The following is a 20,434-nucleotide window of genomic DNA, read 5'->3' on the forward strand; positions in this document are numbered from 1 at the left end:
CCGCTACGGCTGCGCCGGCCAGCACACCGCACCGTCGGCGCCGAGCACCGCGCCGTCCGAGGGCCGGTGGGCGGCCAGCCGGCCGTCGGGCATCAGGTGGTCGACCGGCAGCCCGCGGCCGAGGACGACGACGTCGGCGACCAGCCGCCGGTGACAGCGCCACCACACGCTCTCGCTGCACATGACCGCGACCGTCCGGCCGGACGCGGCGTCCAGCACGGCGTCCAGCGCCTCGGCGAACTCCGCCGTCCGGGTGTGCGCGGCGTAGGCCGCGAACTGGGCGACGGTCCACCAGCCGTCCACCACCGGCTCGCCGGGCGGGAGCCGGCGGCGACCGCCCAGCCGCGGCTCCCAGCGGTAGGCGACCCCCGAGCCGGGGAGCCACTCGGCGAGGGCCTCACGGCGGACGTCGGGGTTGCTCCGGCTGCCCGGGAACCGCCGGACGTCGACCAGCTCGGTGACCCCGGCGGCGCGCAGCCGACCGCCCAGCCGGGCCCGGTCGTCCGGGCCGTGGCCCACGGTCAGCAGCGGCACGGGGACGCGCTCAGCCGCGCAGGTTCAGCTGGTCGTGCTGCAGCGCGAAGGCGTCGACCTCCTCGTCCGACGGCGTCCGGCCACCGGCGTGCAGCTCGACCAGGCCCTCGAAGTACCGCTCCCGCGGGATGCCGGGCGTGAACAGGATGAGGAACCGGGCGCCGACGTCCGGCCCGGCCGACCGGAAGCCGTGCACGCCGGACCGGGGCACGTAGACCAGGTCGCCGGCGCGCGCCGTCGTCCACTCGTCGCCGGTGAGCACCGCCAGCTCCCCCTCCAGCACGTGGAAGGACTCGCTGAACGTCCGGTGCAGGTGCGGCATCGCGCCGCCGGCACCCGGCGGCAGGGTGTACTCGTACAGGCCGAAGTCGCCGCGTGTCTGGCTGCCGGTGGCGACGAACCGGGCGCGGCCGGCCGAGCGCTGCTCCGCCCGGCGGGAGAAGGTCGCGGGATCGGGGAGGTGGGTCATGAGCCGTCCTACCGCGCCGGCCGCAGCACCGCCACCAGGAAGTCCGCGTCCGGGCCGAACGGCCGCAGGTCCCAGGTCGACAGCAGCAGGTCCGGCGCCAGCCCGGCAGCCTGCGCGTCGGCCAGGAAGTCCTCGAACGGGTACCCCCGACCGGCGCCGAACCCGACGGCCATCCGGCCGTCGGGCCGCAGGTGGGCGAGCAGCCGGCGCAGCACCTCGCCGCGGGTGCTGGGCGCCAGGAACGTCATCACGTTCCCCGCGCAGACGATCCCGTCGAAGGGCTCGGCGACGCCCCGCGCGGGCAGGTCGAGCTCGGCCAGGTCGCCGACGAGCCACCGCGGTCCGGGGTGGTCGGCCTCGGCCGCGGCTATGAGCACCGGGTCGCCGTCCACGCCGACCACCTGGTGCCCGGCGTCGGCCAGGACGGCCCCCACCCGGCCCGGACCGCACCCGGCGTCCAGCACCCGCGCCCGCCGGGGCAGCATCGCGTCCACCAGCCGCGCCTCCCCCGCCAGGTCCACGCCGCGCGCCGCCATCGTGCGGAACCGCTGGACGTAGGCGGCGGAGTGCCCGGGGTCCTGCTGGGTGATCTGCGTCCACGCGCTCTGCTCGACCATCCGGGCATCATCGACCACGTGCGCCGGGAGCCGAGCATCCTGCACCTGGACCTCGACGCCTTCTTCGCCGCCGTCGAGCAGCGCGACAAGCCCTCGCTGCGCGGCCGGCCGGTCGTCGTCGGCGGCACCGGCGGCCGCGGCGTCGTCTCCACCGCCTCCTACGAGGCCCGGGCCTTCGGGGCGCGCAGCGCCATGCCGACCGTCGAGGCGCGGCGGATCTGCCCACCGGGCACCGCGTTCCTCGGCCCCCGCTTCCCGGCCTACCAGCGCACCGCCGAGGTGGTCATGGCGGCGCTGCGGGAGCTGTCCCCCCTGGTCGAGCAGGTGTCCGTCGACGAGGCCTACGTGGACCTGGCCGCCGGCGACCACGACCTGAGCGTCGCCGGTGTCACCGCGCTGGCGACCCGGCTGAAGGAGACCATCGCGGCGGCCACCGGCGGGGTCACCGGCTCGGTGGGCATCGGCACCTCCAAGCAGGTCGCGAAGATCGGCTCGGAGCTGGACAAGCCGGACGGGCTGACCGTCGTCCCGGCCGGGTCGGAGCTGGCGGTGCTGCACCCGCTGCCGGTCCGCAGTCTCGGCGGGGTCGGCCCGGCGACGGCCGAGCGGCTGGCCCAGATCAAGGTGGCGACCATCGGCGACCTGCACCGGCTCTCGCTCATCGACCTCACCACCCTGGTCGGGCAGGCGCACGGCACCGGGCTCTACCGGCTGGCCCGGGCGGACGACGACCGGCCGGTGGTGACCGACCGGGAGGCCAAGTCGGTCAGCGCCGAGGAGACCTTCGCCCGCGACCTGACCGACCCCGTTCGGCTGGCCGCGGAGGTCGACGCCCTCGCCCGGCGGGTCGGCAGCCGGCTGCAGCGCGCCGGGACCTCCGGGCGCACCGTCACCCTCAAGGTGCGCCGGTACGACTTCACCACCCTGACCCGCTCGCAGACCCTCGCCCAGCCCGTCGACGACCCCCGGCAGATCGCTGAGGTCGCCCACCGGCTGCTCGCCGCCGTCGACCGGTCCGGCGGTCTGCGGCTGCTCGGGGTCGGCGTCTCGGGGCTGTCGGCGTACGTGCAGGGGGACCTGTTCGCCGGCCCGGACGACGGGGTCGTCGAGGGAGCGGTCGAGGGGGCCGCCGACGGGCTCCCGGTGGCCGGGGCGCCGCCCGTCCCGGTGCCCGACGACCCGCGGCCGGGCCCGGCCGTCGTCGCCTGGTACCCGGGGCAGGACGTGGCCCATCCGGACCTCGGGGCAGGGTGGGTGTGGGGCAGCGGGCTGAACCGGGTCACCGTGCGGTTCGAGGGACCGCGGACCCCTCCCGGCCCGGTCCGCACGCTGCCCGCGGACGACCCCGCCCTGCAACCGGCCGACCCGCCCGACTGGACCTGACCCGGTGGGGTGTGACCGCGCGCCGAACCGGTCTCCGAGCGGCCTCCCGGGATGCAGACTGCCGCGGTGGCCGGCCCCGACTCCCCTGACGACATCGAGGACATGGACGACGTCGACGACCTCTACGACCTCGGGTACGACCTGGCGCAGTGCGGCGACCACGGGCGGGCCGCGGCCGCGTTCCGCCGGGCCGCCTCCCTGGGCTGCCGCCAGGCCTGGCTGGCCCTGGGCAACAGCCTGACCGAGCTGGGGCGGCTGGAGGAGGCAGTCGGGGCCCTCCGCGAGGCGGCCGCGAGCGGTGAGGACGACGCCTGGTTCAACCTGGCGCTGGTGCTGCTGGAGCTGGAACGGTGGGCGGAGGCCGAGCAGGCCGCGCTGCGCGCCCTGGACGCCGGGGACCAGGAGGGCTGGGGCCCGCTGGGCAGCGCGCTGCTCGGGCAGGGGGCGCGCCCGGCGGCGATGATCGCCTTCGGCCGGGCCGCCGAGCTGGGCACCCAGGGCGGCATCGAGGGCGCCCACCTGCTGCGCGAGTCCGGCCGCGAGGGCGAGGCCTGGGCGTGGGCGCAGCGCGGCGCGGACGCCGGGGACGCCCACTCCGCCGCCGTCCTGGCCTCCTGGAAGTGGCACGCGACGCGGAGCCCGGGGCTGGAGATCGACCTGCGCGCCGGGGCCGACCACTTCCCGGCGGCCCGGGCGGACCTCGCCGACCTGCTGCGCTCCGACGGCCGCATCGAGGAGGCCCGCTCGGTGCTCGAGGCGGGCGCGCTGCGCGGGGAGCTGGACAGCTGGCTGCCGCTGGGCAACCTCTACCTCGACGAGCTGCACGACGAGGTCGCCGCCGAGGCGGCCTACCGGGCCGGCATCGAGGGCGGTGACGTCTTCTCGCACACCAACCTGGGCCTGCTGCTGCGCGACCGGGGCGACGAGGCCGACGCGATCGTGCACTTCACCATCGCCGCCGAGGGCGGCGACGAGCTGGCGGTACGGCTGCTCCGCGAACTGCCGCACGGCGACTGACCAGGGTCAGGGTGCCCACCAGCCGGTGAAGTGGTGCACCGGACCGTGGCCGGACCCGACCCCGAGCGCGGCCCCGTCGCGCAGCGCCGCCTGCAGGTGGTCCCGGGCGCCCTCGACCAGCGGCGCCCAGTCCACCGCGGCGCCCGGGTCGGCCTGCAGCACCCGGGCGGCCAGCGCGGTGATCGCCGAGGACAGCGTGCAGCCGGTGCCGTGGGTGGACGTCGTCCGCACCCGCGGCCGCCGGGTCTCCAGCACCCCGGACGCCGTGGCCAGCACGTCCACGCTCTCGTCCCCGCCCAGGTGGCCGCCCTTGAGCAGCACCGCCGCCGGCCCCAGCGCCAGCAGCGCGGTCGCCTGTCCGGCCAGGTCCTCGGCGCGGGTGACCGGTGCGACGTCCAGCAGGGCGGCGGCCTCGGGGACGTTCGGTGTGATCAGGTCGGTGACCGGCAGCAGCACGGTGCGGACGGCGTCCACGGCGTCCTCGCTGATCAGCCGGTCGCCGCTGGTCGCCACCATCACCGGGTCGCACACCACCGGGCCGCCGGGCCGGCCGGCCAGCACCGCGGCCACCTCGTGCACCACGTCCGCCGACCCCAGCATGCCGAGCTTGGTGGCGTGCACGGTCACGTCGTCGAACAGCGTGCGCAGCTGGTCGCCGACGAACGACGCCGGGACGGCGTGCACCCCGGTCACCCCGCGGGTGTTCTGCGCGGTGAGCGCGGTCAGCACGGCGGTGCCGTAGGCGCCGAGTGCGCTGAAGGTCTTCAGGTCCGCCTGGATGCCGGCGCCGCCGCTGGGGTCGCTGCCGGCCACGGTCAGCGCCACCGCGGCGGTCACCGGGCCACCCCGGCGGTCGCGGGCGCGGAGGCCAGCGCCGTCCGCAGGGCCCGGGCGGCGGCGGCCGGGTCGGCCGCGGCGCAGATGTCGGAGACCACGCAGACGCCGTCCACGCCGGTCGCCGCCACCGTCGCCGCGTTGGCGGCGGAGATGCCGCCGATCGCCACGGCCAGCAGCCCACCCCGCCGGGCCGTGGCGGCCAGTGCGCGGACCCCGGTCAGGCCCAGCCCGGGGCCGGCGTCGGGCTTGGTCGGGGTGGCCCACACCGGGCTCAGCCCGACCAGGTCGACCGTGCCGGCGGGCAGCGCGAGCACCGCGTCCAGGTCGGCGGCCGAGCCCACCGAGACCCCGACCATCGGGCCCGGGCCGAGCAGCGCCCGCGTCTCGGCGGCGGGCAGGTCGTCCTGGCCCACGTGCACGTCGGCGCCGGTCAGCAGGGCGACGTCCACCGCGTCGTCGACCACCACCCGGACGTCGGGCCGGTCGGCCAGCACGTGCTGCACGGCCCGGGTCAGCGCCAGCAGGTCGCGCCGGCCCGCCGTCTTGTCCCGCACCTGGACGGCGGTCACCCCGCCGGTGACCGCGGCGGCCACCACCTCGGGCACCGAGCGGGGCGCGCACAGCGCCGTGTCGGTGACCAGGTAGAGCCGCGGGTCGAAGCCGGTCCTCATGAGGTGGACACGGCGGCGCGGGCCAGCGCGTCGCCGTCCACCGCGTCGAGGGCGTCCAGCCAGGCGGCGGCGAAGGTGCCCGGCCCGGCTGCGCGGTCGGCGGCCGCCTCGGCGGCCACCGCGACGTGGGCGTGGGCGACGACCGTGCCGGTCAGCGGGTCGCCGGTGGCGGCGACGTAGGCGGCGACCAGGGCGCCGAGCGCGCAGCCGGCGCCGGTGGTCCGGGTCAGCAGGACCGAGCCGCCGCCGATCCGCACCGTCCGGGTGCCGTCGGTGACGACGTCGACCTCCCCGCTGACCGCGACCACCCCGCCGGTGCGCCGGGCGAGCTCCTCGGCGGCCGTCAGGGCGTCGTCAGCCGTCGCCGTGCTGTCCACGCCACGCCCACCGGACCCCGCGCCGGCCAGCGCGAGCACCTCCGAGGCGTTGCCGCGCACCACGGTCGGGCGCAGCGCGACCAGCTCGGCGGCCAGGTCGGTGCGGAAGCCCAGCCCGCCGACGGCGACCGGGTCCAGCACCCAGGGGGTGCCGGCCTCTCCCGCCGCCTTGGCGGCGATCCGCATCGCCTCGGCCGTCCGGGCGTGCACGGTGCCCACGTTGACCAGTACCGCGGAGGCGACGGCGGCGAACTCACCGGCCTCCTCGGGGGCGTCCACCATGGCCGGCGCTGCCCCGGCGGCCAGTAGTGCGTTGGCGGTGATGGTCTGGACGACGGTGTTCGTGAGGCAGTGCACCAGGGGTGCGGCGTCGCGCAGGGCGCTGCGGGCCGCGCGGAGTGAGGTGGCGTCCACGCCGGTGACATCCCTTCACCCGCTCTCGGTCCCGGACGGGACACCCCGAGTCAGGCCGCGACGCTAGCACCGGCGCCGCCCTCCCTCCGGGTGAGCCGGCGGCCGCCCGCGCCCCGACGCCTCGATCATTGGGGGCCCAAGGCGTCTGACCCCGGCGCTCCCACGTTCCCGCGGGAACGTCGGACCGTCGTCCCCGCGGCTGACCTGCCGTTTTCGTCGTACCCCCGCTCTAGCGTCGGCCCATGGCAGACAGCGCAGTGGTGCGGACCCTCGACGGTCACCGGCAGGTCCACCAGCGTGGGCAGCGTCCCCTGGACGAGCTAGCCCGGGAGATCACCGCCGGCGCGGTGCGGCTGGCCTCGGCGACGGCCGCCTGGCTCGGGCTGGTCGCGGAGTTCGACGAGCGCGAGGGCTGGGGTGGGGTCGGCATCCAGTCCTGCGCGCACTGGCTGGCCTGGCAGTGCGCACTGAGCCCGGGCGCGGCCCGCGAGCACGTCCGGGTCGCCCGGGCGCTGACCGCGCTCCCGGTGACGGCGGCTGCCTTCGCCGCGGGCCGGTTGTCCTTCTCGAAGGTCCGCGCCGTCACCCGGGTCGCCGACCCGGGGACGGAAGTGGAGCTGGTGGAGCTCGCCGTGCACACCACGGCGTCCCAGCTGGAACGGGTGGTGCGTGCCTGGCGCCGGTCGGACGACGTCGACGAGGGCCGGGTCGCCGAGCGGCGGGAGTTCGCCTGGTCCTGGGACGACGACGGCATGCTGACGCTCCGGGTCCGCATGGACGCCGAGTCCGGCGCCCAGTTCCTGGCCTCGATCGAGTCGGCGGCCGAGCGGGACGCCCGCCGGGACCGGGCGGCGGACAAGCGGGCGGGTGCCGAGTCCTCCGCGCGCGACGGGTCGACCGGCATCCCGCGCGGCCAGCGCACCGCTCGCCGGATCGCGGCGCTCAAGCGGCTGGCCGCCGTGGTGGCCGACGCCGACCGCCGCCCCGGTGACCCGCCCCGCCGCGAGGTCGTCGTGCACGTCGACGCCGAGGTGCTCGCCGACGACGCGGCGGCCGGCCGGGCCCACCTGGAGGGTGGGCCGGCGTTGCACCCGTCCCGGGTGCGCCGGATGTTGTGCGAGGCGTCGGTCGTCGGCCTGGTGCACCGCAACGGCGAGCCGCTCGCGCTGGGCCGCCGTCGCCGGTTGGCCACCCCCGGTCAGCGGCGCGCGCTGCTGGCCCGGGACGGCGGCTGTGCCCGACCCGGGTGCGAGGAGACCCGAGTGGAGCGGCTGCACGCCCACCACCTGCGGCACTGGCTGCACGGCGGCCGGACCGACGTGTCGAACCTGGTGCTGCTCTGCGACGTCGACCACGGACTGGTGCACGAGCACGACCTGGTGATGTCCCGCGCCGACGGCGAGTTGGTGGTGCACGACGCCGAGGGGCGACGGGTCTGGGGGCCGGCCGATGCCGCGTTCACCGGGGGCGTCGGTGCCGACCTGGCCGCGGGCGGCCGGCTGGGTGCGCGACCGGACGAGCAGGTCATGGCAGGGGTGCACCCCATCGACCGGTCCGCCGGCTGCCGGCCCGCTCCCCCGACGTCCGCACCGGCCGCTCGCCCCGCCGACGTCCTCGCTCCGCTGTTGCCCGATGGCACGGGGCAGGGCCTGCCCCATGCCACGGGTCCCACCGGCGAGCGGATGGACCTGCACCACGTCGTCTGGGCGTTGCTCGCCCACCGCGACCATCTGCGCCGCTCGGCGGCCTGACCGGGGTCGTGTTCCCGCGGGAACGCCGAGGCAGGGCCCGGCGGATCTCCCGCTGGGGAGGCCAGGGACGATCAACCGGTGACCGAGGCACCTCCCATCCGTCAGGCGCGCTTCGCCGAGCTGACCCCAGCGGAGCTGTACGGCCTGCTCCGGCTGCGCGTCGACGTCTTCGTCGTCGAGCAGAACTGCCCCTACCCCGAGCTGGACGGCCGCGACGCCGAGCCCGGCACCGTCCACCTGTGGGTCGCCGACGACCGCACCGGCAGCGGCACCGGAGGGGACGTGCTGGCCACCATCCGGGTGCTGGAGAACGGGGAGGACCGGGCCATCGGCCGGGTCGCCACCGCGTCCTCCGCCCGGGGTCGGGGGTTGTCCGCGCTGCTGGTGCGGCGGGGCATCGAGCTGTGCGAGGGCCGGACGATCGACATCGGGGCCCAGGCGTACCTGGAGCACTGGTACGAGCGGTTCGGGTTCCGCCGTTCCGGACCGGACTACCTCGAGGACGGCATCCCGCACCTGCCGATGCGACTGCCAGCGGCCTGAGTCAGCAGTCCCCGCCGGTCAGCGAGGTGGCCGGCAGCCAGTCGGCGTCGAGCAGCTCGGCGATCTCCCGCAGGCCGGCGGTGTCCCCGCCGGCCGTGGACCCGGTGACGGCCAGCCGCTCCACCATGACCCGGGCGACCTGCTCCTCCACGGTGTCGGCGGCGTAGGCGATCCGCCAGGGCGACACCTGGTGGTCCCGGTGCGTGCGGCCGGTGACCTGGCGGGCGGCGATCCCGGAGAACCGCGGCTGGTGGAACAGCCCGACCCGCGGCGTCGAGGACGCCGTCCCGCCGCCGGGCAGCAGCTCCCCGGCGTGCAGGCTGATCGACGCGGTCACGGTGAACACGCACACCGGCGCCTCGCCGGTCTGGAAGCGCAGCCGCTCGGCCTCCACGTCGAACCGGTCACGCCCGTAGATCCCGGCGACCGCGACGCCGCCGTCCAGCAGCGCCTCCCGGATCGGGTCGGCGGCGGTCTCCACGAACTCGACCGACACCGCCACCTGCCGGTCGGCCTCGACCTGGGCCTTCACCCAGTCGACGGTGGCCGCCGCCCGGATCAGCCCGGCCTTCTGCCGGAACCGCATGAGAGCCGCCCGCCCGCGCGCGGTCTCCTTCTTCCGCCGGGCCAGCTGCATCTCGGCGCGGAACTCCGACCACTCGGCCTCGTACTGCGCGCGCTCGGCCGGGGTCAGCTCCACCGCGGTGCCGGTCACCGAGACCGGCCCCCAGGGCGCCGGGCGGTGCAAGGTGGCCGGCGGGTCGGTGTTGGCCAGCCAGCCGCGCAGCCGGGAGAGGTCCGCGCGGCGCTCGTCGGCGTCCTCGGTCCACTGCCAGCCGTACCGGCCACGTTCCACGTGGAACCCGTGCGCGGCCAGCCGGGCGGGCAGGTCGGACCAGGCGCGCAGCGGCTCGTCGTGGACGGCGGCGAAGTGCGGGGCCAGGTAGGGGAGCTCCAGCGGGCTGTGCGCGGGCGTGGCGGTGGCCAGCAGCACGAACGGGGCGTCCTTCACCCGGCCGGCACCGGACACCGCCTTCCAGTGCTTCCAGCGCTGGGTGGTGGTGTGCCGCACCATGTGCGCCTCGTCGGCGACGACGACGTCGAAGCGGAGCCCGGCGACCTTGCCCAGCCGGTCCCAGGTGGTGACGCACCAGCGCAGTCCGCCGTCGCCGAACGCGGCGATCGACCGCGTCCAGTGCGGCACGGTGATCGCCGCGGGCCGGTCGGCGACGACCAGCACGGTGCGCACCGGCCGGGCGCTGCCGGCCCGCTGCTGGGCGATCTGCTGCACCGCCAGGACGGCGGTCCCGGTCTTGCCGACCCCCGGGTCGTCGCCGAGCAGGAACATCCGGCTGCCGGCGGCCGCGGAGGCCGCGATCGCCGCCGCGCCGGTCCGCTGCTCCGCCCGCGGCTGCATCGGTCGCCCCGCCGCCACCGGCCGCGGCTCGTCGTTCAGCTCGTCCTCGAGGAAGCGCTCGAATGTGTACGGGCCGGGCTCGTACGGGCGCAGGGCTGCGGGCAGCGTGGCGCCGACGTACACGTGGGCCTGCAGCCCGGCGTGCCAGCTCGCGCCCGGCGCGGGAGCGCGGAAGGGCACCGCGAGCACCCAGACCCGCTCCCCCGGTCCGGCGACCGGCAGCTCGGGTGCGCCCTTCGCCGGTGCGGCCTTCTTCGGTGCGGCCTTCTTCGGTGCGGCCTTCTTCGGTGCGGCCTTCTTCGGTGCGGGCCTGCGGGGCGCGGCCGTGGCGGTGGTCGCCGTCCCGGCGGGAGTCGTCCGGCGTGCGGGGGTGGCACGCCGACGGCGTCCGGGCATGGTCGGTCCCTCCTCCAGGACGCCGCCGGTCGGCGGGGCCGTCCTGGAGTCTGCGGGCCGGGTCCGACGGTCGCGGTGTCCGACACCCCGGAGGGCGGTCCGGTGTCGACCCGGCCACGGCGCTCGCTGCGTCTGGTGGGATCACCCCCATGACCGAGGCGATCCAGCTGGCAGCCCGCACGATCGGCGACGCCGGCCCCCGGGTGGTCTTCGTCCACGGACTCTTCGGCCAGGGCCGGAACTGGACGACGATCGCCCGCCGGCTGGCCGAGGAGGGCCGCCGGGTCACCCTGCTGGACCTCCCCAACCACGGGCACTCCCCTTGGACCGACCGGGTGGACTACCTGGACATGGCTGAGCTGGTGGCCGCCGAGCTCGAGTCGTTCGGGGAGCCGGTGACCCTGGTCGGGCACTCGATGGGCGGCAAGGTGGCGATGCAGCTGGCGCTGCGGCGTCCCGAGCTGCTGCGGGCGCTCGTCGTCGTCGACATCGCCCCGACCGACTACCCGGAGACCGGTGGGCGCACCGACGACCCGGACGAGGAGGCCTCCCCGTTCGCGGCGTTCATCGCCGCCATGCAGCAGATCGACCTGACCGGACTGGCCGGCCGGGAGGAGGCGGACGCGGCGCTGCGCAGCGCCGTTCCCAGCGACATGGTGCGCGCCTTCCTGCTGCAGAGCCTGGTCCGGGACGGCGTCGGCGCCGACGGCGGCTGGCGGTGGCGGCTGAACCTGGACACCCTCGCCCGCGACCTGGGGGAGCTGCGCCGCTTCCCCGACCCGCCGCCCGGCGCCACCTTCGACGGCCCGGTGCTGTGGATCGCCGGCGCCGGCTCGACCTACGTGCTGGACCGGGACCGGGCCCGGATGGACGAGCTGTTCCCGGCCACCCGGCTGGTGCGGGTCAAGCACGCCGGCCACTGGGTGCACTCCGAGCAGCCCGAGGTCTTCCTGGAGACGCTGCGCCGGTTCCTCGTCTCGGTGGAGGGCTGACCTCACCCGGCCGGGGTGTCGGCGCTGGTCGGCCCCTCCGTCGGGCTCGTACTGTTCCGCCGGAGCCGGCGACGACGGGGGACGACAGATGACGCACGACAGCGGGCCGCAGCACCCGGGCACCGACGACCAGGGCCGGCCCTCCGGCCAGCCCCCGTACGGGCAGCCCCAGTACGGGCAGTACGGCCAGCCCCCGTACGGCCAGCCCCCGTACGGCCAGCCCCAGCAGTACGGGCAGCCGTACCCCTACCCGTACGCGCCGCCGCAGCGCACCAACGGCATGGCCATCGCCTCCATGGTGCTGGGCATCCTCTGGCTGTACTGGATCGGCAGCATCCTCGCGCTGGTCTTCGGCTACGTCGCCAAGAAGCAGATCCAGGAGCGCGGTGAGGCCGGCGGCGGCATGGCCACGGCCGGCATCGTCCTGGGCTGGATCGGCGTGGGCATCCTCGCCGCCGTCCTCGTGTTCGGCCTGGCCGCGGGCGTCTCGTCCGGCGTCTGAGGGACGGCGGCCCCGAGTCCGACCGGCGGACGACTGCGCCGCCCGACCGCGGTGACCGTCAGCCGAACAGGCCCCGGACGTCGTCGGCGGTGAGTGCACCGGAGGCGAGCGCGCCGTCGTCGACGACCTGGGAGAAGAGCGCCTGTTTCCGCGCCTTGAGCTCCATCACCTTCTCCTCAATGGTGCCCACGGCGACCAGCCGGTAGACGATCACGGTCCGGTGCTGGCCGATCCGGTGCGCGCGGTCGACCGCCTGCGCCTCACTGGCCGGGTTCCACCACGGGTCGAGCACGAAGACGTAGTCGGCCTCGGTGAGCGTCAGGCCGAAGCCGCCGGCCTTGAGGCTGATCAGGAAGACCGGGGCGGTGCCGGTGCGGAACTCCTCGATCCGGGCGTCCCGGTCCCGGGTGCGCCCGTCCAGGTACACCCAGCCCAGGCCCTCGGCGTCCAGCCGGTCGCGGATGCTCCGCAGGAACCGGGTGAACTGGCTGAACACCAGCACCCGGTGCCCTTCCGCGACGACCTCGCGCAGGTGCTCCAGGAACGCGTCGGCCTTGCTGGACCGGACGTCGGCGTAGTCGGGGTCGACGAGGGCCGGGTCCAGGCTGAGCTGCCGCAGCAGGGTCAGCGACCGGAAGATCGTCATCCGGTTCTTCGACATGTCCTCGACCAGGCCGAGGACCTTGCCCCGCTCCCGCTGCAGATGGGTCTGGTACAGCTTCTCGTGCCGCGGGTTGAGCACCACCTCGAGCACCTGCTCCTGCTTGGGCGGCAGGTCGGCGGCGACCAGCTCCTTGGTGCGCCGGCGCACCAGCGGCCGGATCCGCCGGCGCAGCACCGCCAGCCGCGCCGCGTCGCCGTCCCGCTCGATCGGGATGCGGTAGGCCTCGGTGAACCGCTGCGGGTCGGGGAAGAGCCCGGGCGCGACGATGGACATCAGGGCCCAGAGGTCCATCACGCTGTTCTCCAGCGGCGTCCCGGTGAGCGCCAGCTTGAACGGTGCGTCCAGCCGGCGGGCGCACTGGTAGGTGCGGGCCTGGTGGTTCTTCACGAACTGCGCCTCGTCCAGCACCAGCCCACGCCACGGCAGCCCGGCCCACGCCGAGGCGTCGATCCGGAACAGCGCGTAGGAGGTGAGGACGACGTGCGCGCCGGCGACCTGTCCGGCCAGCGGTGACCTCCGCTTCCGCTCGGTCTCGGTCACGGTCACCACCCGCAGCCCCGGCGTGAACCGGGCCGCCTCCCGCGCCCAGGTGGACACCACGCTGGTCGGTGCCACCACCAGCACCGGCGCCTCGTCCAGCTCGCCGGCCTCCTGCGCCCGGCAGAGCAGGGCGAGGGTCTGCAGGGTCTTGCCCAGCCCCATGTCGTCGGCGAGCACGCCGCCCAGCCGGTGGTCCCACAGGAAGGTCAGCCAGCCGTAGCCCTCCCGCTGGTAGGGCCGGAGCTCGGCGGCCAGCCCGGCCGGGGCCGGCGGCGGCTCGGCGTGCTCGGCGTCGAGCAGCCCGCGCACCTCGCGGGTCCAGCGCTCGCTCTGCTCCTCGACCACCCCCAGGCCCAGCAACTGTTCCCACAGCCCGGCCTGGAAGCGGCTGACCTTGACGCCGTCGCCGGGGACGTCCTGCAGCGCCCGGGCCTCCTCGATCAGCAGCCGCAGCTGCTCGAACTCCGGCCGTTGCAGGGAGAACCAGGTGCCGCTGAGCAGGACCAGCCGGGTCCGCCCGGCCGCGAGCGCCGAGAACAGGGTGGCGAACGGCACGTGCTGGCCGTCCATGGTCACGGTGACCCCGAGGTCGAACCAGTCGGACTCGCGGCTGTCCCGGGTGGTGAAGCTGATCTGCGGGGCCGACGTCGTCTGCCGGTACGCCGGAGGGGTGCCCACCACCGTCACCTCGACGTCGGGGTCCGCGCGCAGCGCGGGGAGCACCTCCGTGGTGAACTCCAGCGCCTCCATGCCGGTCAGCTCGGCGGTGGCCGCCAGCTCCCGCTCGGGCGTCCAGAGCTCGGGGAGCCCGCCGACGGGGCCGGGCAGGGCCTCCACCAGCTGCTGCTCGGCGGCCAGGTCACGCGCCGAGCCCGGGGCGGCCACCTCGTCCGCGCTGGCCGGGGGGAACGACCGGCCCGGGCCGTAGCGCACCGACCAGGCCACGCACACGCCTCCGTCGCCGGGGTAGCGGGCCTCGACGGCGAGCCGCGGCGGGACGACGTCCGGCAGCTCCACCGAGCCGTCGGCCGAGATGACCGGGACCGCCTGCCGCAGTCCGGGGTACCAGTCGCGCAGGAACCGGTCGACGTCTGTGGCCGGGATGGCGATGGGCGTCCCGCGCGCCACCTGGCCGGCCAGTGTCGGCGGCGCCGGCCGGTCGAGGCGGGCCAGCACCAGGGCCGGGACGTCGTCAGCGGTGCCGGTCCCGTCCAGGGTGACCCCGTGCGGGGGCGTGCCGAGGAAGGACAACCGGTCCGGGTCGACCGTGCGCCCGTCCAGCCGCAGGACGGCGTGGACCTCGGTGCGGTCGCCGTCCCGGCGGAGGTCCAGGGCCACCTCGGCCTGCGCCGGCGCGAGGACCACCGGCCGGGCGGGCCGGTCGGCGGTCACCAGCGGGACGCCGTCCGCGACCGCCTCGGCGAGCAGCCGCCAGAGGCCGGGGCCGAACTCGTGCAGGTACACGTCGACCGGGGCGTAGTTGTAGTACTGGTTCCGCGCCGCCTGGTGGGTGGCGTGGAGCGCGCGCATCGACGCCAGGTGCGCCGGGTCCCAGCCGGCCCGGGCGTTGTCGTACTGCAGCTGCCGCCAGGACACCCCGGTGCGCACCCACTGGCCCCGCTTGCCGGGGACCACCGGCCGCAGCCGCACCAGCCGCTGCCGCACCCCCGGCGAGCCGACCGAGGCCCGCCCCCGGCCGGGCCCCGGGTCGACCACCTCGAACTGCAGCCCGATCGGCACCGTGGCGTGCGCTGCCCGCTCGCCGGCGGCGGCCACCAGCTCCTCGAGCTCCTGTTCCCAGCCGCGCGTGGTCGGGCGGGAGCCGCCCGGTGCGGACCGGATGACCGGCCGCAGCGACAGCAGGACGGCGACGGCGTGCTTGCAGTCGTCGCCCACCGGGCACGTGCACGCGGCGGCCCAGCCGACCCGGCCGCCGTCGGTGCGCACCACGGTGGTCCGGTAGGGCGCCGGCGCCGCGCCCTGGACCAGCCCGGTCAGCCGGCGCGCGTCGTCGGCCAGCCGGACGTCGAGGACGTTGCGGGGCACGTAGGGGCGGGCCCGCTCGAGGACCTCCGGCCCGACGGCGTCGGTCAGCGCCGCGTCGGTGACCATCTCCTGCCAGTCGCCGAGCACCCGCCCAGGCTACGGGCGGGGACCGACAGCTCCGTCCGGCTCGCGCCGGCGCCGGGCGCCGGGCCAGGATCAGGCCATGAGCAGCACGCGCGCCGGCCAGCCCGCGCAGCCCGCCGACCTCGTCGACGTCCCGCACCTGGTGACGGCGTACTACGCCCTCGAGCCCGATCTCGCCGACCCGGCGCAGCAGGTCGCGTTCGGCACGTCCGGGCACCGCGGGTCCTCCCTGGACGGCGCCTTCAACGAGGCGCACATCCTGGCGACCACGCAGGCCATCTGCGAGTACCGGGCCGGCCAGGACTACGACGGGCCGCTGTTCGTCGGCCGGGACACCCACGGCCTGTCCGAGCCGGCCTGGGTGAGCGCGCTGGAGGTGCTGGCCGCCAACGACGTGACCGTGCTGGTCGACTCCGCCGACCGCTACACCCCCACCCCGGCGGTGAGCCACGCGATCCTGACCGCGAACCGGGGCAGGAGCAGTGGGCTGGCCGACGGCATCGTCGTTACTCCGTCGCACAACCCGCCCCGCGACGGCGGCTTCAAGTACAACCCGCCCAGCGGCGGCCCGGCCGACACCGACGCCACCGGCTGGATCGCCGGCCGCGCCAACGAGCTGCTCGCCGCCGGGCTGGACGGCGTCCGGCGGGTCCCGTTCGCCCGCGCCCGGGCGGCCGCGCAGTCCTACGACTTCCTCGGCAGCTACGTCGACGACCTGCCGACGGTGCTCGACCTGGACGCCGTCCGGGAGGCGGGGGTGCGGATCGGTGCCGACCCGCTCGGCGGCGCCAGCGTCGACTACTGGGGCGCGATCGCCGAGCGGCACCGCCTCGACCTGACCGTGGTCAACCCGCTGGTCGACCCGACCTGGCGCTTCATGACGCTGGACTGGGACGGCAGGATCCGGATGGACTGCTCCTCGCCGTCCGCGATGGCCTCGCTGATCGGCGCCAAGGACGACTACCAGATCGCCACCGGCAACGACGCCGACGCCGACCGGCACGGCATCGTCACCCCCGACGGCGGCCTGATGAACCCCAACCACTTCCTGGCCGTGGCCATCTCCTACCTGTTCAGCCACCGACCCGAGTGGTCCGCGGGGACGGCGGTGGGCAAGACGCTGGTGTCCAGCTCGCTGATCGACCGGGTCGTCGCCGACCTCGGCCGGCGGCTGGTGGAGGTGCCGGTCGGTTTCAAGTGGTTCGTGCCGGGCCTGCTCGACGGGTCGGTCGGGTTCGGCGGCGAGGAGTCGGCCGGGGCGTCGTTCCTGCGGCGCGACGGCAGCGTGTGGACGACGGACAAGGACGGCGTCCTGCTGGCCCTGCTGGCCAGCGAGATCCAGGCCGTCACGGGCAGCTCGCCCTCCCAGCTGCACGCGTCACTGACGGAACGGTTCGGCGAGTCCGCCTACGCCCGGGTCGACGCCGCGGCCACCCGGGAGGAGAAGGCGAGGCTGGGCAAGCTGTCCCCCGAGGCGGTCGCCGCGACCGAGCTGGCCGGCGAGCCGATCACCGCGAAGCTCACCCGGGCGCCGGGCAACGACGCCTCCATCGGAGGACTGAAGGTGACCACGGAGAACGCCTGGTTCGCCGCCCGGCCCTCGGGGACCGAGGACGTCTACAAGGTCTACGCGGAGTCCTTCCGCGGCCCGGAGCACCTCGCCCAGGTGCAGCAGGAGGCGAAGGCGGTCGTCTCCGCCGCGCTCACCTCGTGAGGTGGCCGCCGAGCAGCATCCCGGCCAGGGCCACCACCGGGAGGGCGGCCAGCAGCGCGAGCCGCCACGGGCCGAAGGTGACCATGTCGCGGCCGGTGCGCGGGTCGACGACCGGGTCCCCGGGATCCCGCCGCACCTTCGACACCAGCCGGGTCACCCCGGCGGCCAGCAGCAGGACGGCGACCGGCACGGCGACCCAGGTGGGCAGCCCCAGGGTCGCCTCCTCGCCCGCACCGAGGGACCAGAGGGCGTCGGCCAGCAGGTAGCTGCTCAGGCCGAACACGACCGCCAGGAAGAGGTCGCCGCGCTCGGTCCGGCGCAGGTGGCCCCAGACCCCGACCGGGGTGATGCCGAGGGCGCCGGCGACCCGGTCGGCGTACTCCTTCGGCGTGCCGAAGGCCTCGCGGGGGTCCTCCCCGGTCTCGGCCAGGTGGCTCTGCACCTCGGCGAGGACCTCGCCGATCGGGGCGCCGGGCACGTCCCGGGCCCGCAGCGCCAGGAGGAGGTCCTCGCACCAGGTCTGGTCGGTGCTGGTCAGCGGGTTCTGCACGGGAGCCTCCTCAGGCGGGGACGTGCGGGGACGACAGCAGGGCGGCCGCCCGCTGGGTGAAGGCGTGCCACTGCTCGGTGCGCTCCTCCAGGGCCGCGGCCCCGGCGCCGGTGAGCGTGAAGAACTTCCGGCCCGGGCCGCCGTCGCCGGCCTCCCAGGACGACGTCACCAGCCCGTCGGCCTCCAGGCGGGTGAGGATCGGGTAGAGGGTGCCGCCCTTGACCGCGCCCAGCCCGGCCTCGGCCAGCCGCGCGGCGATCGCGTACCCGTAGGTCGGCCCGTCGGCGACGACCCGCAGGACGCACAGCGACAGCACGCCGCGCATCCACTCGCCGGGCCAGCGCTCCTCCGTCACGGGGTAGACAGTACGGCTGACTAGTCAGCCACACAAGCTACTGCGCGGTGGGTCACCCTGGAAGGTGGGGACGAGTACGGACTCCGGCCGGCAGGCCGTCTGCGATCCCGGCGCGAAGGCCGCAGGCCCTCCGCCGGGATCGCAGGGAACAGCTCAGCGCAGGTGCGGCAGGGCACCTGGCCGCGGTGTCGTCCGCGAGGACGACGGTGTCACGACACGTCCTCGTCGACCCAGTCGAGCGACTTGGTGACGGCCTTCTGCCAGTTGCGGTAGTACCGCTCGCGCTCGTCGGCGGCCATCTGCGGCTCCCAGCGCTTGTCCTCGGCCCACTTCGCGGTGAGCTCGTCCAGGTCGGACCAGAAGCCCACCGCGAGGCCCGCCGCGTAGGCCGCGCCCAGGGCGGTGGTCTCGGCGATCTTCGGGCGGATCACCGGGACGTCGAGGATGTCGGCCTGGAACTGCATCAGCAGCTCGTTGCCCACCATGCCGCCGTCCACCCGCAGCTCGGTCAGGTCGACCCCCGAGTCGGCGTTCATGGCGTCGAGCACCTCCCGCGTCTGGTACGCGGTCGCCTCCAGGACGGCGCGGGCCAGGTGGCCGCGGTTGACGAACCGGGTCAGGCCGACCACGGCGCCGCGAGCGTCGGCGCGCCAGTGCGGCGCGAACAGCCCGGAGAAGGCGGGCACGAAGTACGAGCCGCCGTTGTCCTCGACCTCGCGGGCCAGCGTCTCGATCTCCGGCGCGCTGGAGATCATCTTCAGGTTGTCCCGGACCCACTGCACCAGCGAGCCGGTCACGGCGATCGAGCCCTCGAGGGCGTACACCGGCTTGGCGTCGCCGAGCTGGTAGCACAGCGTCGTCAGCAGCCCGTTCTGCGAGGGCACCGCCTCCTCGCCGGTGTTGAGCAGCATGAAGTTGCCGGTGCCGTAGGTGTTCTTGGCCATGCCCTTGGTGAAGCAGACCTGGCCGAAGGTGGCCGCCTGCTGGTCGCCCAGGGAACCGGCGATCGGCACCCCGGCGAGGAAGCCGGCGGCCCGGCCCTGGCCGTACACCTCGGAGTTGGACCGGATCTCGGGGAGCATGGACATCGGGATGCCCATCTCCTCCGCGATGGAGGAGTCCCAGGCCAGGGTGCGGTAGTCCATCAGCATGGTCCGCGAGGCGTTGGAGACGTCGGTGAGGTGCAGCCCGCCGTCGGCCCCGCCGGTCATGTTCCAGATCAGCCAGCTGTCGATGGTGCCCATCAGCAGGTCACCGCGCTCGGCGGCCTCGCGGGCGCCGTCGACGTTGTCCAGGATCCAGCGGACCTTGGGGCCGGCGAAGTAGGTGGCCAGCGGCAGCCCGACCCGGTCCTTGTAGCGGTCGGCCCCGCCACCCAGCGCGCCGAGCTGCTCGACGATCGCCGAGGTGCGGGTGTCCTGCCAGACGATCGCGTTGTAGACCGGCCGGCCGGTGTTCTTGTCCCAGACGACGGTCGTCTCACGCTGGTTGGTGATGCCCACGGCGACGACGTCGGAGGTGCCGACGTTGCCCCGCGCCAGGGCCTGGCCGACCACCTCCCGGGTGTTGGCCCAGATCTCCATCGGGTCGTGCTCGACCCAGCCGGCCCGCGGGAAAATCTGCTGGTGCTCCTTCTGGCCGACGGAGACCACTGCCCCGTCGTGGTCGAACAGCATGCACCGGGTGCTCGTGGTGCCCTGGTCGATGGCGGCGACGTACTGGCTCACAGGAGTTCCTCTCGGTTGGGAGTCGACCGGACGTCGGGGGCGATCAGATGGGGACCTGCGAGAAGAGACCGGCCAGCGCGCCGCCGATCAGCGGGCCGACGATCGGCACCCAGGAGTAGCCCCAGTTGCTGCCGCCCTTGCGCGGGATGGGGAGCACGGCGTGGGCGATGCGGGGACCGAGGTCGCGTGCGGGGTTGATGGCGTAGCCGGTCGGCCCACCGAGGGAGGCGCCGATGCCGACCACCAGCAACGCGACGGCCAGCGGGCCGAGCTCGCCGGGGGTGTCCCCGAAGCGCAGGATGATGTAGACGAGCACGAAGGTGCCGATCAGCTCGGTCAGCACGTTGTCCAGCGGGCTGTTGATCGCCGGGCCGGTGGAGAAGGTGCCGAGCTCCAGGCCGGGCTCCCGGTCCTCGTTGTAGTGGCGGCGGTAGGCGATCCAGGCCAGCACGGCACCGATGAAGGCACCGAGCAGCTGGGCGACCACGTAGACCAGCGTGGAGCTCAGGGAGATGGGCACGCCGGGGGCGTACTCGTCGGCGCCGCTCGTCGCCAGCCCCATCGTGACGGCGGGGTTGAGGTGCGCCCCGGAGCTGGCGCCGGCGTAGACCCCGCAGAAGACGGCGATGCCCCAGCCGAAGTTGATCAGGAGCCAGCCGCCACCGTTGCCGAGGGTCTTGGCCAGTACGACGTTCGCGACGACACCGACACCGAGCAGGATCAGGACCGCCGTCCCGACCACCTCGCTGCCGAAGACGGTCCACAAGCTGGTCTGCTCCACGCGGTGCTCCTCGTCGTCGGGGAAGGCGGGTGTGCGCCGGACCGGACCCTGTG

The 20,434-nt window shown here is 75.4% G+C and carries 19 protein-coding genes; 7 read left to right on the forward strand and 12 right to left on the reverse strand.

Annotated features, from left to right (window positions below):
* Positions 1-3: 3 nt before the first annotated feature.
* Genes ACWIX6_RS00945 through ACWIX6_RS00955 form a run of 3 tightly spaced genes read right to left on the reverse strand, consistent with a single transcriptional unit; the run spans position 4 to position 1,620 of the window.
* Positions 4-534, reverse strand: a complete 531-nt coding sequence (locus ACWIX6_RS00945; RefSeq protein WP_448614968.1) for a DUF488 domain-containing protein — start codon at positions 532-534, stop codon at positions 4-6.
* Positions 535-544: 10 nt separating this feature from the next.
* A complete protein-coding gene (locus tag ACWIX6_RS00950; RefSeq protein WP_448614969.1) occupies positions 545-1,003 on the reverse strand; it encodes a cupin domain-containing protein in 459 nt (152 codons plus the stop codon).
* An 8-nt stretch (positions 1,004-1,011) separates the two neighbouring features.
* On the reverse strand, positions 1,012-1,620 hold the full coding sequence (locus ACWIX6_RS00955) for a class I SAM-dependent methyltransferase (protein WP_448614970.1): 609 nt from the start codon (positions 1,618-1,620) through the stop codon (positions 1,012-1,014).
* 18 nt (positions 1,621-1,638) lie between these two features.
* Here ACWIX6_RS00955 and ACWIX6_RS00960 point away from each other — a divergent pair, with 18 nt between their 5' ends.
* Together ACWIX6_RS00960 and ACWIX6_RS00965 are read left to right on the forward strand one after the other, a co-directional pair.
* A complete protein-coding gene (locus ACWIX6_RS00960) occupies positions 1,639-3,003 on the forward strand; it encodes a DNA polymerase IV (RefSeq protein WP_448614971.1) in 1,365 nt (454 codons plus the stop codon).
* Positions 3,004-3,069: 66 nt separating this feature from the next.
* The gene (locus ACWIX6_RS00965) at positions 3,070-4,020 is read left to right on the forward strand and encodes a tetratricopeptide repeat protein (protein WP_448614972.1); all 951 of its coding nucleotides are present in this window, start codon (positions 3,070-3,072) and stop codon (positions 4,018-4,020) included.
* 6 nt (positions 4,021-4,026) lie between these two features.
* On the opposite strand, the gene thiD is transcribed toward ACWIX6_RS00965, so the two are convergent.
* Genes thiD through thiM form a run of 3 tightly spaced genes read right to left on the reverse strand, consistent with a single transcriptional unit; the run spans position 4,027 to position 6,319 of the window.
* Complete coding sequence (gene thiD, locus ACWIX6_RS00970; RefSeq protein WP_448614973.1) at positions 4,027-4,857, reverse strand: bifunctional hydroxymethylpyrimidine kinase/phosphomethylpyrimidine kinase; 831 nt, start codon at positions 4,855-4,857, stop codon at positions 4,027-4,029.
* A complete protein-coding gene (gene thiE, locus ACWIX6_RS00975; RefSeq protein ID WP_448614974.1) occupies positions 4,854-5,528 on the reverse strand; it encodes a thiamine phosphate synthase in 675 nt (224 codons plus the stop codon). Before thiE ends, thiD begins: the two co-directional genes overlap by 4 nt.
* The gene (thiM, locus tag ACWIX6_RS00980) at positions 5,525-6,319 is read right to left on the reverse strand and encodes a hydroxyethylthiazole kinase (protein WP_448614975.1); all 795 of its coding nucleotides are present in this window, start codon (positions 6,317-6,319) and stop codon (positions 5,525-5,527) included. Before thiM ends, thiE begins: the two co-directional genes overlap by 4 nt.
* A gap of 242 nt (positions 6,320-6,561) precedes the next feature.
* On the opposite strand from thiM, the gene ACWIX6_RS00985 reads away from it, so the two are divergent.
* Positions 6,562-8,070, forward strand: coding sequence for a DUF222 domain-containing protein (locus ACWIX6_RS00985; RefSeq protein WP_448614976.1), 1,509 nt, complete (start codon positions 6,562-6,564; stop codon positions 8,068-8,070).
* 78 nt (positions 8,071-8,148) lie between these two features.
* Positions 8,149-8,613, forward strand: coding sequence for a GNAT family N-acetyltransferase (locus ACWIX6_RS00990; RefSeq protein ID WP_448614977.1), 465 nt, complete (start codon positions 8,149-8,151; stop codon positions 8,611-8,613).
* A 1-nt stretch (position 8,614) separates the two neighbouring features.
* Here the strand turns inward: ACWIX6_RS00990 and ACWIX6_RS00995 are convergent, their stop codons facing one another.
* Positions 8,615-10,426 carry a helicase gene (locus tag ACWIX6_RS00995; RefSeq protein WP_448614978.1) on the reverse strand — a complete coding sequence of 604 codons (1,812 nt, stop codon included), beginning with the start codon at positions 10,424-10,426 and terminating at the stop codon, positions 8,615-8,617.
* Positions 10,427-10,575: 149 nt separating this feature from the next.
* Between ACWIX6_RS00995 and ACWIX6_RS01000 the strand changes: the two genes are divergently transcribed.
* Complete coding sequence (locus tag ACWIX6_RS01000; protein WP_448614979.1) at positions 10,576-11,418, forward strand: alpha/beta fold hydrolase; 843 nt, start codon at positions 10,576-10,578, stop codon at positions 11,416-11,418.
* An 88-nt stretch (positions 11,419-11,506) separates the two neighbouring features.
* A complete protein-coding gene (locus ACWIX6_RS01005) occupies positions 11,507-11,920 on the forward strand; it encodes a DUF4190 domain-containing protein (RefSeq protein ID WP_448614980.1) in 414 nt (137 codons plus the stop codon).
* Between the two features lie 58 nt (positions 11,921-11,978).
* Here the strand turns inward: ACWIX6_RS01005 and ACWIX6_RS01010 are convergent, their stop codons facing one another.
* On the reverse strand, positions 11,979-15,257 hold the full coding sequence (locus tag ACWIX6_RS01010) for a DEAD/DEAH box helicase (RefSeq protein ID WP_448614981.1): 3,279 nt from the start codon (positions 15,255-15,257) through the stop codon (positions 11,979-11,981).
* 76 nt (positions 15,258-15,333) lie between these two features.
* On the opposite strand from ACWIX6_RS01010, the gene pgm reads away from it, so the two are divergent.
* Complete coding sequence (gene pgm, locus ACWIX6_RS01015) at positions 15,334-16,968, forward strand: phosphoglucomutase (alpha-D-glucose-1,6-bisphosphate-dependent) (protein WP_448614982.1); 1,635 nt, start codon at positions 15,334-15,336, stop codon at positions 16,966-16,968.
* Here the strand turns inward: pgm and ACWIX6_RS01020 are convergent.
* The 4 genes from ACWIX6_RS01020 to ACWIX6_RS01035 all read right to left on the reverse strand — a co-directional run bounded on the left by ACWIX6_RS01020 (position 16,958) and on the right by ACWIX6_RS01035 (position 20,381).
* Entirely contained in the window at positions 16,958-17,518 is a 561-nt protein-coding gene (locus ACWIX6_RS01020) for a hypothetical protein (protein ID WP_448614983.1), read from the reverse strand. The genes pgm and ACWIX6_RS01020 overlap by 11 nt on opposite strands.
* A gap of 10 nt (positions 17,519-17,528) precedes the next feature.
* Positions 17,529-17,873, reverse strand: coding sequence for a PadR family transcriptional regulator (locus tag ACWIX6_RS01025; protein ID WP_448614984.1), 345 nt, complete (start codon positions 17,871-17,873; stop codon positions 17,529-17,531).
* Positions 17,874-18,082: 209 nt separating this feature from the next.
* Entirely contained in the window at positions 18,083-19,600 is a 1,518-nt protein-coding gene (gene glpK / locus ACWIX6_RS01030) for a glycerol kinase GlpK (RefSeq protein WP_448614985.1), read from the reverse strand.
* Between the two features lie 43 nt (positions 19,601-19,643).
* Positions 19,644-20,381, reverse strand: coding sequence for an MIP/aquaporin family protein (locus tag ACWIX6_RS01035; RefSeq protein WP_448614986.1), 738 nt, complete (start codon positions 20,379-20,381; stop codon positions 19,644-19,646).
* Positions 20,382-20,434 lie beyond the last annotated feature (53 nt).

The organism is Modestobacter sp. URMC 112 (assembly GCF_053502575.1).